10 protein-coding genes are annotated in these 14,235 nt (G+C 68.5%); 7 read left to right on the forward strand and 3 right to left on the reverse strand.

The genetic code is table 11. The annotated features are described in order from the left end of the window. Positions 1 to 156: 156 nt before the first annotated feature. The 5 genes from KY501_RS15170 to KY501_RS15190 all read left to right on the forward strand — a co-directional run bounded on the left by KY501_RS15170 (position 157) and on the right by KY501_RS15190 (position 7,729). Complete coding sequence (locus tag KY501_RS15170) at positions 157 to 834, forward strand: DUF2293 domain-containing protein (RefSeq protein WP_224363672.1); 678 nt, start codon at positions 157 to 159, stop codon at positions 832 to 834. A gap of 369 nt (positions 835 to 1,203) precedes the next feature. Beyond that, on the forward strand, positions 1,204 to 1,959 hold the full coding sequence (locus KY501_RS15175) for a TetR/AcrR family transcriptional regulator (protein ID WP_224363673.1): 756 nt from the start codon (positions 1,204 to 1,206) through the stop codon (positions 1,957 to 1,959). Continuing rightward, positions 1,956 to 3,047: an efflux RND transporter periplasmic adaptor subunit gene (locus KY501_RS15180; RefSeq protein WP_224363674.1), complete on the forward strand. Its 1,092-nt coding sequence runs from the start codon at positions 1,956 to 1,958 to the stop codon at positions 3,045 to 3,047. Before KY501_RS15175 ends, KY501_RS15180 begins: the two co-directional genes overlap by 4 nt. A 42-nt stretch (positions 3,048 to 3,089) precedes the next feature. Beyond that, complete coding sequence (locus KY501_RS15185) at positions 3,090 to 6,218, forward strand: efflux RND transporter permease subunit (RefSeq protein ID WP_224363675.1); 3,129 nt, start codon at positions 3,090 to 3,092, stop codon at positions 6,216 to 6,218. Between the two features lie 38 nt (positions 6,219 to 6,256). Beyond that, a complete protein-coding gene (locus tag KY501_RS15190; RefSeq protein ID WP_224363677.1) occupies positions 6,257 to 7,729 on the forward strand; it encodes a TolC family protein in 1,473 nt (490 codons plus the stop codon). A gap of 30 nt (positions 7,730 to 7,759) precedes the next feature. Here KY501_RS15190 and KY501_RS15195 read toward each other — a convergent pair whose 3' ends face one another. Beyond that, positions 7,760 to 8,506 carry a hypothetical protein gene (locus KY501_RS15195; RefSeq protein ID WP_224363679.1) on the reverse strand — a complete coding sequence of 249 codons (747 nt, stop codon included), beginning with the start codon at positions 8,504 to 8,506 and terminating at the stop codon, positions 7,760 to 7,762. A gap of 45 nt (positions 8,507 to 8,551) precedes the next feature. Between KY501_RS15195 and KY501_RS15200 the strand changes: the two genes are divergently transcribed. Together KY501_RS15200 and purL are read left to right on the forward strand one after the other, a co-directional pair. Next, on the forward strand, positions 8,552 to 9,100 hold the full coding sequence (locus KY501_RS15200; protein ID WP_224363681.1) for a DUF2378 family protein: 549 nt from the start codon (positions 8,552 to 8,554) through the stop codon (positions 9,098 to 9,100). 135 nt (positions 9,101 to 9,235) lie between these two features. Next, entirely contained in the window at positions 9,236 to 13,144 is a 3,909-nt protein-coding gene (gene purL / locus KY501_RS15205) for a phosphoribosylformylglycinamidine synthase (protein ID WP_224363683.1), read from the forward strand. Positions 13,145 to 13,263: 119 nt separating this feature from the next. Here the strand turns inward: purL and KY501_RS15210 are convergent, their stop codons facing one another. Then, positions 13,264 to 13,830, reverse strand: a complete 567-nt coding sequence (locus tag KY501_RS15210; protein ID WP_224363685.1) for an endonuclease dU — start codon at positions 13,828 to 13,830, stop codon at positions 13,264 to 13,266. A gap of 113 nt (positions 13,831 to 13,943) precedes the next feature. After that, positions 13,944 to 14,147 (reverse strand): cold-shock protein, encoded by a 204-nt coding sequence (locus KY501_RS15215; protein WP_224363687.1) that lies wholly within the window; start codon positions 14,145 to 14,147, stop codon positions 13,944 to 13,946. Positions 14,148 to 14,235 lie beyond the last annotated feature (88 nt).

The following is a 14,235-nucleotide window of genomic DNA, read 5'->3' on the forward strand; positions in this document are numbered from 1 at the left end:
GGCGCTTCCCACGAGAAGAGGACCTCCCGCTGCGCCCGGGCCCTCGAATACACGCAGGGTACGCGGACGCTCGCGTGGCGGCCATTTATCAGGTCATCACGCCCCCGTGCTTTCCTGACTGACGCTTCGTGCGCTATGCAGCCGCGCTCCTGTCCCATGCCTGACTCCCTGACTGTCGCCCCCACCTCGGATCCGCGGCGCGTGCGTGCGCCGGATGGCACCCTCCTCACTCCGCCTTCGGGCTGGGCTCTGCTGCCCCCTGGAGATGCCGGGCTCACTCGCCGCGTGAAGGCCGCCGGCCCCACCTGGACGGTGGTGGAGAAGAAGGGCCGCAAGACGTTCTCCCGAGGCGTCTGGGCCCCCGAAGCCCACATCTCCGCCGCCCGTGCGGAGCTCGAAGTCGAACGCGCCACTCCCGCCTACGCCAAGCGCCGCGCCTCGGACCAGGCCCGCCGAGAGCGTGAGCAGGCCGAGTACGAGGTGGACTTCGCCAACGCCGTGCTGCGCTTCCTCGCCTTCGCGCCCACCTTCACCAACCACGCGAAGCGGCTGGCCGTCATCGTCACCAGCCACGCGGCCCCCGTGGGCAGCGGCACCGTGGCGCGCACCGAGCGCATTCCCGTGGAGCGCCGCGCCGAGGCCGCGGTGATTGCCTGGCTGCGTCACCAGACGACGGGCTATGACGACATGCGCATTGCCCGGATGAAGGGCGCCCGCCGCGAGGTGCGCCGCGAGCTGGCGGAAATCTCTCGCGCGCTGCTGGACGTGCACCGCCGGGACACGCCCCACACTGCCGCCACCTGCCCCCTCTGCTCCTCCCTGGAGAAGAGGTGAGATGATTCCTACATTCCAGAAATAGCCGAAAAATAAACCTATGTGGCCGTTCCCGAATGGCCAGGGTCGACCCTCTCGACGCCTGTAGCCATCCCCTGACGTCGCGAAGAGTGCTGGTGGCCGAGGTTCCGTTCGGCCAGAGCTTCGCGAGTGCTACGAGGGCGCTCTCGTTGAAAGCAGTCCTCGCGCATCCGAAGTGACGCCTCTCGGGCGGCTCCTCTCTGGGGGCCGCCCTTTTCATTTCGTGGGGTTACGTGTCCGTGGGCCGGCGCGGCTTCAGTGTTTGATAAGCCTGACCGGTGAGTCAGTGACTCGTCGTTCAGAAATTCCTGGGCGATTTATGACCAGCGGGTTAATAACTGGCCCGCCATGGCTCGCCCCGCTGATCCGAATGCCCGCACCGATCTCATCTCCGCTGCTCGGGCGGAGTTCGTGAAGAAGGGCCTGCGCGGGGCTCGCATCGAGGACATCACTGCCGCGTGCGGCTTGTCCAAGGGCGCCTTCTACCTGCACTTCGCCTCCAAGGAGGCGCTGTTCGGCGAGGTGGTCGATCAGGTGCGGGCCACGCTGGACACGCTGTCCCACGAGCGCTTCGAGTCCATGGAGCGCTTCTTCACCGAGCACGGCCGTCCGGACGCGAGGGATCTCGCGGAGCGCAGCGAGCGCCTCGAGCGGTTGGTGCGGCTCGAGACGGAGCTGGATCTGCGCACGCTCGAGGTGATGTGGGACTACCGGGACGTGATGCACGTGCTGCTGCGCGGCAGCCAGGGGACGGAGTACGAGAACCTGTTCCCGGTGCTGGTGGACCGCGAGGTGGAGCGCGTCGCCACGGACTGCCGGCGGCTGCAGGAGATGAGCACCTGCCGCTCGGACGTGAACGCGAAGCTGTTCGGCACCGTCATCGTCGGCACCTACGCGCTGCTGGTCCAGCAGATGACCCTCATGCAGGAGAAGCCGGACCTGGCGGGCTGGGCGAGCGAACTCCAGCGAATCTTTCGAGAGGGTGTGATGCCCCGGGACACCGCTCCCGCGCCGGTCCGCGCGCCGCGCGCCGCCGCCTCTCGCACTTCCACGCGCCAGGGCTCGTCCCGCGCGCACACACGTCACACTTCGAGGAAATCATGAAGCCCACCGTCACCCGCGTTCTCGTTGCCACCGGGGCGCTCGTCGGCGCGCTCTCGCTGTCCGCCTGTGAGAAGGCGGATGCCGCAGCCCCGGCCCCCGCGGCCTCCACCGCGCCGGTGCCGGTGGTGAAGCTCATCGAGTCCAAGACGACGCAGGCCACGCCGAGCGAGGAGGTGACGGGCTCGCTCTTCCCGTCCCAGGCGCTCCAGGTGGGCTTCGAGGTGGGCGGCCGGCTGGAGTCGGTGCAGGTGAAGAAAGGGCAGGTGGTGAAGAAGGGCCAGGTGCTCGCCACGCTGAATGTGGAGATCGTCGACGCGCAGGTGGCGCAAGCCGAGGCCGCTGTGGCCGCCGCGCAGGCGGGTGCCGCCATGGCCGAGGACGTGGCCGGCCGCAACGCGAAGCTGCAGGAGCAGGGCAACGTGAGCGACCTGCAGAACCGCACGGCCGCCACCACCTCGCAGCAGGCGAAGGCGCAGTTGATGGCCGCGCAGGCGCAGTTGGCGCAGGCTCGGGCCGCCCGCCGCCGCCACGAGCTGAAGGCGCCCTTCGCGGGTACCCTCATCGACGCGCCCGAGCAGACGGGCGCCACGGTGGCTCCGGGCGTGCCGCTCTTCACCCTGGAGTCCCTGGACACGCTCATCCTCAAGACGACGGTGGCGCAGCCGGCGCGGGCAGTGCTGAAGCAGGGCAGCAAGGTGCGCGTGGAGGCCATTGGCGGCACGGCCTCCTCGGACGCGGCGACGGTGAGCCTCATCCTTCCCTCGGCGGACGCGAACACCCGGCGCATCCCCGTGGAGATCGCCGTGCCCAACTCGGACGGCCGCTTCGTGGCGCACACGCTGGCGCGGGCGGTGCTGGCCATGGGTGACCAGCAGGACATGCAGGTGCTGCCGGCCTCGGCGCTCTCGTCGGCGAACGGGGACCATGTCTACGTGGTGTTGCCCTCCGGCGAGGCGCGCCGGGTGGACGTGCAGGTCATCGAGCGCCGCGCCCGCGAGGTGGTGGTGAAGGCCGCCACGGCGCTGGACAAGGTCATCGACTACCCCGGCGCGGGCCTGCAGGACGGGACCCGGGTCTCCGTGAAGTAGGGCCGCCTCTCTTCCTTTTCTCGCAGCCTCCGCGAGCCTCTCATGTTCCTGAGTGACGTCTCCATCCGCCGGCCTGTGTTCACGGCCATGATGTCCCTGTGCCTCATCGTCCTCGGGGTGATGGGGTTGAAGCGCCTGGGCACGGACCTGTACCCGGACGTGTCCTTCCCGTTCGTCATCGTCAACACCGTGTACCGGGGCGCGGGCCCGGGAGAAATCGAGACCCAGGTCATCAAGCCCATCGAGGACTCGGTGGCCGGCATCAGCGGCGTGGACAAGATCCACTCGTATAGCCGCGAGAACCTGGGCACGGTGGCGGTGCAGTTCACCCTGGCCACGGACCTGGATACCGCTGTTCAGGAGGTGCGCGACAAGGTCGCCATCGTGTCCAACAAGCTGCCCGATGACGCGGATGCGCCGGTGGTCAGCCGGGTGGACCTCTCGGCTACGCCGGTGCTCACCTACGCGGTGAGCGCGGAGATGTCCTCGCAGGCGCTGCGCAAGTTGATCGACGATCGCATCAAGCCGGCGCTCGCGCAGTTGGAGGGCGCCGCCGAGGTGCGTGTCACGGGCGGTGATGTGCGGGAGGTCCAGGTGGACATCGACCTGGACAAGGCGCGAGCGGTGGGCGTGGCTCCGGTGGAGATCGCCCAGCGCATCGGGATGGAGAACCTGAACCTGCCCGCGGGCCGGTTGCAGCTGGGGCCCAGCGAGCTGACGGTGCGTTCGCTCGGGCAGTTCCGGAGCGTGGAGGAGCTGCGCGCCATGCCGGTGGCCAAGAGCCGCACGGGTGCGCAGGTGCGGCTGGATGAGATCGCCGCGGTGACGGACGGCGTGGCTGAGCGCCGCACCACGGCTCGCCTCAACAGCAACGACGCGGTGATCCTGGAGGTGGTGAAGCAGCCGGGTTCGAATACGGTGCAGGTGAGCGACCTGGTGAAGAAGAAGCTGGCGGAGCTGGGGCCCTCTATGGGCAACGGCTTCAAGGCGACGCTGCTCATCGACCAGTCGGAGCTCATCCGCGAGAACGCGAAGGAGGTGTGGATCGCCCTCATCTTCGGCGGCGCGATGGCGGTGCTCATCATCCTGATGTTCCTGCTGGACGTGCGCGGCACGTTCATCTCGTCGCTGGCGCTGCCCACGTCGGTGGTGGGCACATTCTTCGTGATGTACCTGCTGGGCTACACGCTCAACCAGATGACGCTGCTGGCGCTGTCGCTGGCCATCGGTCTGCTCATCGACGACGCGGTGGTGGTGCGCGAGGCGATTACCCACCGGTTGGAGCAGGGCGAGGACCCCATGTCCGCGGCGGCCAGCGGCACCAAGGACGTGGGCCTGGCGGTGTTGGCGACCACGATGTCCCTGGTGGCGGTGTTCATCCCGGTGGCGTTCATGCCGGGCATCGTGGGCCAGTTCTTCCGGCAGTTCGGTGTCACCATCTCCGTGGCGGTGCTGGTGTCGCTGTTCATCTCGTTCACGCTGGACCCGATGCTGTCGGCGCGGCTGGCCAAGGCGCGCAAGCCGGGCGAGGTTCACAAGGAGAGCGCGGTGGCTTCGGCCATCCGGCGCGGGCTGGACGGCATCGAGCACGTGTACGCGCGCATCCTGGCCTGGGTGCTGAGGCACAAGTGGACGACGGTGGGCATCACCGTGCTGGTGCTGGTGGGCTCGTTCGGGGCGGCGAGCCGGCTGGGCGCGGAGTTCATCCCGGCGGAGGACCGCTCACAGTTCCTGGTGGACCTGCAGCTTCCGGACTCGGCGAGCTTGGCGGAGACAGAGGCTCGCACCGCGCAGGCCGAGCAGCTCCTCAAGGGCATCCCCGAGGTGGTCGACATCTACAGCATCGTCGGCCTGAACGGAGACGTGAACAAGTCGCGCCTGCGCGTGCTGACTCAGCCGAAGATGGAGCGCAAGCGGGGCATCCAGCCCATCAAGGAGGAGGCGCGTGGGTTGCTCGGGCCGGCGCTCGTGGCGACGCAGGTGAACCTGGCGGATCCGCCGACCATCGAGGGTCTGGGTGACTGGTACCCCATCATGGTGCGCGTCACCGGGCCGGACCTGGCGCGCGTCAACGTGGAGGCACAGCGGGTGGCGCAGATCCTCCGCGACATTCCGGGTACGGCGGACATCCGTGTGGAGTCCAACCCGCCCAAGCCCGAGCTGCAGATCCAGATCGACCGGGCGCGCTCCACGGACGTGGACCTGAGCGCCGCGACGCTGGCGATGCAGTTGCGGCTGGCCATCGGTGGCGACGTGGCGGCCAAGCTGCGCGAGGGCACGGACGAGACGGACATCCGCGTGCGGCTGGCGGAGAAGGATCGCGCCACGCCGGAGAAGGTGCGGCTGCTCGAGGTGTACACGCCGCGCGGGCTGCGGCCGGTGACGGACGTGGCGGAGGTGGACCTGAAGGACGGCCCGAGCGTCATCGAGCACGAGAACCGCGAGCGGCAGATCGCCATCTACGCGCAGCTCGACAAGGGCGCGGCGCTGGGAGACATCGCCACGACGCTCAAGGCGAAGGTGGCGGAGACGAAGCTGGCGGCGGGGTACTCGATCTCCTTCGACGGACAGATGAAGAACCTGGACGAGCAGAACGACGCGTTCGGCGCGGCGTTCGGCCTGGCCTTCGTGTTCATCTACATGGTGCTCGCCAGCCAGTTCGAGTCGTTCAAGCACCCGTTCACCATCATGGTGTCGCTGCCGCTGGCGCTGGTGGGCGCGTTGCTGGGCCTGGTGGTGACGGGCCATCACCTGTCGCTGGGCGCCATGATTGGCGTCATCCTGCTGATGGGCCTGGTGACGAAGAACGCCATCCTCCTGGTGGACGGAGCGCTGCAGCACCTGCGAGCGGGTGACAGTGTGGACGAGGCACTGCTGAAGGCAGGCCCGCGGCGTCTGCGGCCCATCCTGATGACGAGCGCGGCGATGGCGATCGGCATGGTGCCCACGGCGGTGGGCCAGGGACTGGGCGCGGAGTTCCGCGCGCCCATGGCCATCTCGGTCATCGGCGGTGTCATCACCTCCACCTTCCTGACGCTGCTGGTGGTGCCGGTGGTGTTCGCGGGCATGGAGCGTGTGGGCTTCTTCCGGAGCCGCAAGAAGCCCGAGCCGAAGCCGGAGCTGGCACCGGTGACGTCCGTCGTGGAGGCGAAGGAAGAGCGCGCCGCCTGAGACTCACGCTCCAGCCGGAGCGCCTGAATGGACCATCTATGAAGACCTCAGTGATTGACTCGCGTGGCGCACATGTCGCCACGCACACCCGACGTGTATCGCTCCTGGTGGCCACCGTGATGCTCGCGCCACTCTCTGCATCCGCGCAGGCTCCTGCTGCTGCCGCGCCCTCGCAGGCTCCCGAGTCCGCGGTGCCACCGGTGGCAGTGGTGGAGGCGTCGGCCCGTGGACGCCAGGTGGCTCTCAAGGAGGCCTTGGCCCTCTCGGCGAAGCAGAGCCCGGACATCGCGGCAGCCCGCGCCCAGGCGGAGCTGGCTCGCGCCTCGGTGGGGCGGGCGTGGGCGGCCTGGAAGCCGGATATCACCGCCACCGGCCAGATCGTCCACACGAGCGCACCGTCCTCGCTCGACTTGGGACAGTTCGTCGGACTGGTAGGACAGGTGTACCAGATTCCGCCCCAGAACCTGGGAGCCCTGCCTCCACCGGTTCCCATCGTGGGAGTGAATTCCCGGTACGCGACGTTGCAGATCTCCCAGCCGCTGTTCACGCCGCAGGGTGCGTTCCTCATCGGGCCGGCGCAGGCGGGCAGTGAGGCGGCGGCGCTCGGGGCTCAGGAGGCTCGTGAGCAGGTGCTGCTCAACGTGGCGCGCACGTACCTGGGGCTCCAGGGCGTGGAGCAGCTCATCGAAGCGGCTCGTGAGGCGGAGGCAGTGGCTCTGAAGCGTGAGAAGGACGCGCGGGCGCAGCTCGAGGTGGGCATGGCGGTGGAGGTGTCCCTGCTGCGAGCCCAGACGGAGACGGCGCAGGCGCGAGCGCAGTTGGCACAGCTCGCGGGACAGCGGGCGCAGCTCCTGGCCATGCTGGAGGCGCTGGTGGGCGAGCCGGTGACTCCGCTGCCTGCGGGAGCGTCCGGCGTGGAGTGGGGTGGAGTGAAGGACGAGCAGGCGCAGCCGTGGGAGCAGACCTACTCGGTGCGCAGTGCGACGAAGGCGTTTGAAGCAGCGGAGGGAGTGCTGCGCTACGACCGCTTCGCATGGCTGCCGAGCGTGGCGGCGGTGGGCAAGGGCAACTACAACTCGAACACGGGCTTCAGCGGCCAGACGACGAGCTACGACTTGATTCTCGCGGTGACGGTGCCGTTGTACGACCGCGGGCTGCGCTACGCGGCGAAGCGCGAGGACGAGGCGAAGCTGGCTCAGGCGAAGGCGCAGCTCGACGGGAGCCGGGCGAAGGCTCGGGCCACATGGGTTGCGGCGCGGGCGAACCTGGAGGCCGCGCAAGCGGCGCTGACGCAGGCGGAGGCCCAGGCGCAGCTCGCGGCTCGGGCCCAGAAGCAGGTGGAGGCCTCAGCCCGAGCAGGCGTCGTCACGAACCTGGAACTCTCGGATGCGGACAGCCGTCGCTTCCTCGCCGCGAGCGCCGCGGCTCAATCCCGGGCTGCGGTGGACATCCGCCGGGCGGAGCTGGCCGCGGCGGAGGGACAACTGGCCGCGCTCGTCCAGGCGGAGTAGCCATCAGCTTCGAGCACTCCCTGAGGAGCCCTACCGGTACAGCGGCGTCATCCCTTCCAGGATGGAGTTGAACAGCCGCTGTCCATCCGGCGTGTCCGGGCACAGCCCGCCCCACACGAGCGTGGTGCGCTCAGCCACCGGCCGGAAGTACATCTTCCCGCGCATGCGCACCGGCTCGTAGCTCTCGCGCTGGCTCGATAGGAAGTGCTCCTCCGGCACTCCGAAGACGGCGTAGTACGTCAGGTCCGGCGTCACCGCGTCCTTCATCCGGTGAAGCCCGCTGGGGATGATGCAGGCCACCTCGGCCGTGTGCCAGAAGCCCTCCTTGCCCTCCCTCACGTCCTCCACCTGGAAGCACATCCGCGAGGGCGGACACCCCAGGTTCCCCGCCGTGAGGAAGTTGTAGTCCAGCCACGGCACCTCGAGCATCTCGTCCACGTTCGGCCGCCCGTCGCCGCGAAAGCCCCACGGGCTCCCATCCCGCTTGTGCGAGCGCACCCCGTAAGCACCGTAGAAGACGTTGTACCAGGGGCTGTTCGGGTCGAAGTAACTCGAGCAGCTCGCCCCGCTCGCGAAGTCCCCGATGGTGAAGATGACCATCAAATCGAACAGCCGCTTGAGCTCCTCGGCCTTGAAGGGCTCTCGCGCCACCACGCCGATGGAGCCATCGTGCAGGGGGACCGGCGCGTGGATTCCCGTGTCGTGGAGGAAGTTCCTCTGCCCAGGCAGGGGCGTGGCCCGCATGGCCATCGCGGCCAGTTCTCGGTGAAGACCCATGAGACTTGCTCCGCGCTAGGAGGCTCGGGGGAGTAGACTACTCCCATGCAGGAGAAGCTGGTCTTCGATCAGACCCTCGAGGGGCTGTTCGTCCGGGGACTCGAAGGCCGGATCACCCCCTCCTTGCGGCACCACCTCCGCGACGTGGGCGTTGACCTGGACCGCAAGCTCCTGCCGGCCTATCCCTTTGAAATCTGGTGCTCTTGTGTGCGCGTGGTGGCCCGGGAGCTGTACACCGGAGCGCCCGAGGAGCAGGCCTACCGGGCCCTCGGGGAGTGCATGGTGGATGGCTACCGGAGCACGATGATGGGGCGGGCGCTGTTCAGCGTCCTGCAGTTGCTGGGCCCCCGGCGCGTGCTTGGCCGGGTGCAGCAGAGCTTTCGCTCAGGCAACAACTACACCGAAGTCCACTTGCAGGAACTGGCCCCGGGCCACCTGGAACTCAGAGTGAACGAGACGGGGCCCACCCGCTACCTGGTGCAGGGGGCCATCCTGGCGGGCCTCCGGGGGTGCGGCGTCCGGGAGGCGCGTGTGGAAGTCCACGGTTTCACTCTCGAGGATGTCACCTTCCACGTACTCTGGCGGGAGGATTGAGGCGGCCGGACCGGGGGGAGGGCTGGCTGTCCGTCCGTGTAGCAGGCGACGGGCCCTCCATTCTTTCAGGACCAGACGGGTAGGCTCGGTGATAAGCACGGCTCGGCTGTTGTTCAGAGTCTTCAGGCTTCTCACATGACCAGAATGCTCACAGTGCGGAGTGGCCCTGCCCACTCCACCTTCCGTCGGGACAAGCTGCTTGCGCTCTGCCGCGAGCGGGTGCCCGAGGTCGCCACGCTCTACGGCGAGTTCATGCATTTCATCGAGCCGCATGAGCCGCTCTCCGACGCCGAGAAGGAGATCCTCTTCCGGCTCCTGGAGTATGGCCCGAGGCTCATCATCGAAGGGTGGGTGGGGAGCCGGCTGGTGGTGATGCCACGGCCAGGCACCATCTCTCCCTGGTCGAGCAAGGCGACGGACATCGCGCACAACTGCGGCCTGCGCCGCATCAAGCGCATGGAGCGGGGCATCGTCTACTTCGTCGGGGACAAGGACGGAGAGAAGCTCTCGCGCGAGCAGCTGGAGCGGGTGATGCCGGTGCTGCACGACCGGATGACGCAGGTCGTCGTAGGCCGGATGGACGAGGCGGAGGTGCTCTTCGCCGAGCACACGCCGAAGCCGCTGGCCACGGTGGACGTGCTGGGCGGAGGGAAGGCGGCGCTGGCGGCGGCCAACCGCGAGCTGGGGCTGGCGCTGGCCGAGGATGAAATCGACTACCTGGTGGCGCGCTTCGGCGAGCTGAAGCGCAACCCCACGGACGTCGAGCTGATGATGTTCGCGCAGGCCAACAGCGAGCACTGCCGGCACAAGATCTTCAACGCGAGCTGGACGGTGGACGGGGTGCAGCGGGAGCGCTCGCTGTTCCAGGCCATCAAGAACACGTACGCGGTGCACAGCGAGGGCGTGCTGTCGGCGTACAAGGACAACGCGGCGGTCATCCAGGGCTTCGAGGCGGAGCGCTTCTTCCCGGACGTGGAGAGCGGCGAGTGGCGCTCCCAGCGCGAGCCGACGCACATCCTGATGAAGGTGGAGACGCACAACCACCCGACGGCCATCTCGCCGTACCCGGGAGCGGCGACGGGAGCGGGCGGAGAGATCCGCGACGAGGGAGCCACGGGGCGGGGTGCGAAGCCGAAGGCGGGGCTGACGGGCTTCACCGTCTCGCACCTGCGGATTCCCGGCTACGAGCAGCCCTGGGAGCGGGAGTACGGCAAGCCCGAGCGCATCGTCTCCGCGCTGGACATCATGCTGGAGGCGCCCATCGGCGGGGCTGCGTACAACAACGAGTTCGGCCGGCCCAACCTGTGCGGCTACTTCCGGAGCTTCGAGGCGCAGGTGTCCACGCCCGAGGGTGTGGAGGTGCGCGGCTACCACAAGCCCATCATGATCGCCGGAGGCCTGGGGAACATCCGGGCCTCGCACGTGCAGAAGGGGAAGCTGCGGGCGGGGGACAAGCTGATTGTCCTGGGCGGGCCGGCGATGCTCATCGGGCTGGGCGGGGGCGCGGCGTCCTCGCTGGCGCAGGGCGCGAGCGCGGTGGACTTGGACTTCGCCTCGGTTCAGCGGGACAACGCGGAGATGCAGCGGCGCTGCCAGGAGGTCATCGACCGTTGCTGGATGATGGGCGAGATGAATCCCATCCGGTCGATCCATGACGTGGGCGCGGGCGGGCTCTCGAACGCGGTGCCGGAGCTGGTGCACGACAACGAGTTGGGTGGGGCGCTCTCGCTGAGAGCCATCCCCAACGCCGAGCCGGGCATGTCTCCGGTGGAGATCTGGTGCAACGAGGCGCAGGAGCGTTACGTGCTGGCGGTGGCGCCGGAGAACCTGGAGCGCTTCGGGGCGCTGTGCGAGCGGGAGCGTGCGCCCTACGCGGTGCTGGGAGAGGCCACGGCCGAGCAGGTGCTGAAGCTGGAGGACAAGCACTTCGGCAACGCGCCCATTGATTTGCCGATGGACGTGCTCTTCGGCAAGCCGCCGAGGATGCACCGGGACGTGAAGTCCCGTCCGCTCACGCACGCTCCGGTGAAGCTGGACGGGGCGGAGCTGGGAGACATGGTGGCGCGAGTGCTGGGGCACCCGACGGTGGCGGACAAGTCCTTCCTCATCACCATCGGAGACCGGACGGTGTCGGGCCAGACGAGCCGGGACCAGATGGTGGGCCCGTGGCAGGTGCCAGTGGCGGACTGCGCAGTGACGCTGACGACCATCACCAGCGACACGGGCGAGGCCATGGCGATGGGCGAGCGGACGCCCGTGGCGCTCATCGACGCGGCAGCCTCGGCGCGGATGGCGGTGGGAGAGGCGCTGACGAACATCGCAGCGGCGCGGATCGGCAAGCTGTCGGACGTAAAGCTGTCAGCCAACTGGATGGCGGCGGCGGGCAGCCCGGGCGAGGACGCGAACCTCTACGCGGCGGTGCACGCGGTGGGCATGGAGCTGTGCCCGGCACTGGGGCTGACCATTCCGGTGGGCAAGGACTCCATGTCCATGCGCACGGTGTGGGAGGAGCAGGGAACGCGCAAGGCGGTGACGGCGCCGCTGTCGCTGATCGTATCTGCGTTCGCACCGGTGCTGGACGTGCGCCAATCGCTGACGCCGCAGCTGCGAGAGCTGAACGAGGACACGCGATTGCTCTTCGTGGACCTCGCGAAGGGGCAGCAGCGCCTGGGTGGCTCGGTGCTGGCGCAAGTCTACGAGCAGGTGGGGGCCGGGTGCCCGGACGTGGAGGACCCGGCGGTGCTGCGAGGCTTCTTCTCGGCCATCCAGGAGCTGAACGCGGCGGGGCTGGTGCTGGCGTACCACGATCGCTCGGACGGCGGCCTGCTGGCGACGCTGTGCGAGATGGCCTTCGCGGGACACTGTGGCCTGGACGTGGAGCTGACAGGGTTGGGGAAAGACGCGCTGGCGGCCCTTTTCAACGAGGAGCTGGGCGCGGTGCTGCAGGTTCGCGCGGCGGACCTGGGACGCGTGCGCGAGGTACTGGCGCGGCATGGGCTCGGAGCCCAGGCTCATGAGCTGGGGCGGCCTCGGACGGAGCTGGAGGTGCGCCTGCGCCACGGGGAGCAGACGCTGCTCGCGGTGCCGACGATGGCGCTGCGTCAATACTGGTCTCGCGTCAGCTACGAGATGCAGAAGCTCCGGGACAACTCGAGCTGCGCGGAGCAGGAGTACGCCGCGAAGTGCGACGCCGAGGATCCAGGGCTCTCGCCGCGCCTGGCGTTCGATCCGAAGGAAGACGTGGCGGCGCCCTTCATTGCCAAGGGGGCGAGGCCTCGGGTGGCCGTGCTGCGCGAGCAGGGCGTGAACAGTCAGATGGAGGCGGCGGCGGCGTTCACCCGCGCGGGCTTCGCGGCGGTGGACGTGCACATGAGCGATCTGCTCTCGGGGCGCGTGTCACTGAAGGACTTCGCGGGCCTGGTGGCGTGCGGCGGCTTCTCCTATGGAGACGTGCTGGGGGCGGGTGGAGGCTGGGCCAAGTCCATCCTCTTCAACTCCAGGGCTCGGGATGAGTTCTCGGCCTTCTTCGAGCGCCCGGACAGCTTCGGGCTGGGCATCTGCAATGGCTGTCAGATGATGGCGCAGCTCAAGAGCATCATCCCAGGGGCGGAGCACTTCCCCCGGTTCGTGCGCAACACCTCGGAGCAGTTCGAGGCGCGGCTCTCGATGGTGGAGGTGGCCGAGAGCCCCTCGCTCTTCTTCCGGGGGATGGCGGGCAGCCGGATGCTGATCGCCGTCTCGCACGGAGAGGGGCGCGCGGAGTTCCTGAACGCCGAGGAAGCGGCGCGAGTGAACGGGCTGGGGCTGGTGACGACGCGCTTCGTGGACAACCGCGGTCAGGTGACAGAGAGCTACCCGGCGAACCCGAATGGCTCGCCCTTCGGCATCAGCGGCGTGACGACGCAGGATGGGCGCTTCACGGTGACGATGCCGCACCCGGAGCGGGTGCACCGGACGGTGCAGCACTCGTGGCGCCCGACCGAGTGGGGTGACGAAGGCCCATGGATGCGGCTCTTCCGCAACGCTCGGGCGGCTTTGAAGTAGCGGAGAGGCGCAAGCTCACGCCAGGGCTGGATGAGCAGGGCAATCAATGGCAGCCCTGCCGGCCGCGTCTGGTCCGAACTGGTATGACAAGCATACCAGTGGGCAGCCCACGAGGCAGGTCAGGCCCGGTGGCTGCTCTCGCCCGTCACCACCGCCGAGCCAATGAGGTGGGCCAGCCGCAGCGGCTCCGGGACGAGGCCCCGGTCCGTGACTCGCGCCAGGGCATCCGCCACTTCGGTCGGCTCCGCACCCTGCACCTGGAACGTGAAGCCTCCCAGCTGATGGATGGGCCCCGCCCGCCGAATCAATGCCAGCCGTTGCTCCGGACGTGGGAGCCTTTGCAGTGCGCGCTCCACCGCATCCATGTCCGGCAGCCGCCGCATCACCGCCACGCAGGGTCGCTTCAGCCGGGCCGCCAGCTCAGGCAGGTCCACCACGTTGAAGCCGCCAAAGGCAATCCCATCCAACAAGACCAGATGAAGCTGAGGCAGGAACTTGCCTCCCTCGAGCAGCCGGCACACCTCGCGCGTCGCGCTCCTCCCATCCTTGCGCACCCGTCCCCAGACGAGCCCCTCGAAGCGCGTGCCGCTGCACACCACGCCCACCACGGGCACCGAGGCGCCAGGACGGCGCAGGAAGGGACCATCATCGAAGCCAATCACTCGAGGCAGGCGAGGCAGACGCATGCGAGGCAGCCTGAGCCCGCGCCGAGCCGGAGGGAAGCCCTTGCGCCACGAAAAGCGGAAGCCCGACCTCCGTGAAGAGGCCGGGCTCCGGGTGCATCACCTGGGGTTGTTTCTCAGGCCGCGCGGACGTTCGCGGCCTGCAGTCCCTTGGGACCGCGGGTGACCTCGAACGCCACCCTCTGGCCCTCGGCCAGAGTGCGGAAACCATCCATGTTGATCGCGGTGTGGTGGACGAACACGTCCTCGCCGCCACCATCCTGGGTGATGAAACCGAAGCCCTTCGCGTCGTTGAACCACTTCACAGTACCAGTTGCCATGAACCTTCTTCTTTCGTTGCGAGACGGCTGTTGCCGCCTTTTTCCCAGCCCGACCTGGGCAATGCCTCACGTAGTCTGACTTCTCAAG

It is taken from the genome of Hyalangium versicolor (assembly GCF_020103695.1).
Lineage (GTDB): Bacteria > Myxococcota > Myxococcia > Myxococcales > Myxococcaceae > Hyalangium > Hyalangium versicolor.

Bases quoted from the DNA above. Each gene is read 5' to 3' on its own strand.
- KY501_RS15175 (WP_224363673.1), top strand. From the start codon at position 1,204: ATGGCTCGCCCCGCTGATCCGAATGCCCGCACCGATCTCATCTCCGCT.
- KY501_RS15170 (WP_224363672.1), top strand. From the start codon at position 157: ATGCCTGACTCCCTGACTGTCGCCCCCACCTCGGATCCGCGGCGCGTG.
- KY501_RS15180 (WP_224363674.1), top strand. From the start codon at position 1,956: ATGAAGCCCACCGTCACCCGCGTTCTCGTTGCCACCGGGGCGCTCGTC.
- KY501_RS15190 (WP_224363677.1), top strand. From the start codon at position 6,257: ATGAAGACCTCAGTGATTGACTCGCGTGGCGCACATGTCGCCACGCAC.
- KY501_RS15210 (WP_224363685.1), bottom strand. From the start codon at position 13,830: ATGCGTCTGCCTCGCCTGCCTCGAGTGATTGGCTTCGATGATGGTCCC.
- KY501_RS15215 (WP_224363687.1), bottom strand. From the start codon at position 14,147: ATGGCAACTGGTACTGTGAAGTGGTTCAACGACGCGAAGGGCTTCGGT.
- KY501_RS15185 (WP_224363675.1), top strand. From the start codon at position 3,090: ATGTTCCTGAGTGACGTCTCCATCCGCCGGCCTGTGTTCACGGCCATG.
- KY501_RS15195 (WP_224363679.1), bottom strand. From the start codon at position 8,506: ATGGGTCTTCACCGAGAACTGGCCGCGATGGCCATGCGGGCCACGCCC.
- KY501_RS15200 (WP_224363681.1), top strand. From the start codon at position 8,552: ATGCAGGAGAAGCTGGTCTTCGATCAGACCCTCGAGGGGCTGTTCGTC.
- purL (WP_224363683.1), top strand. From the start codon at position 9,236: ATGACCAGAATGCTCACAGTGCGGAGTGGCCCTGCCCACTCCACCTTC.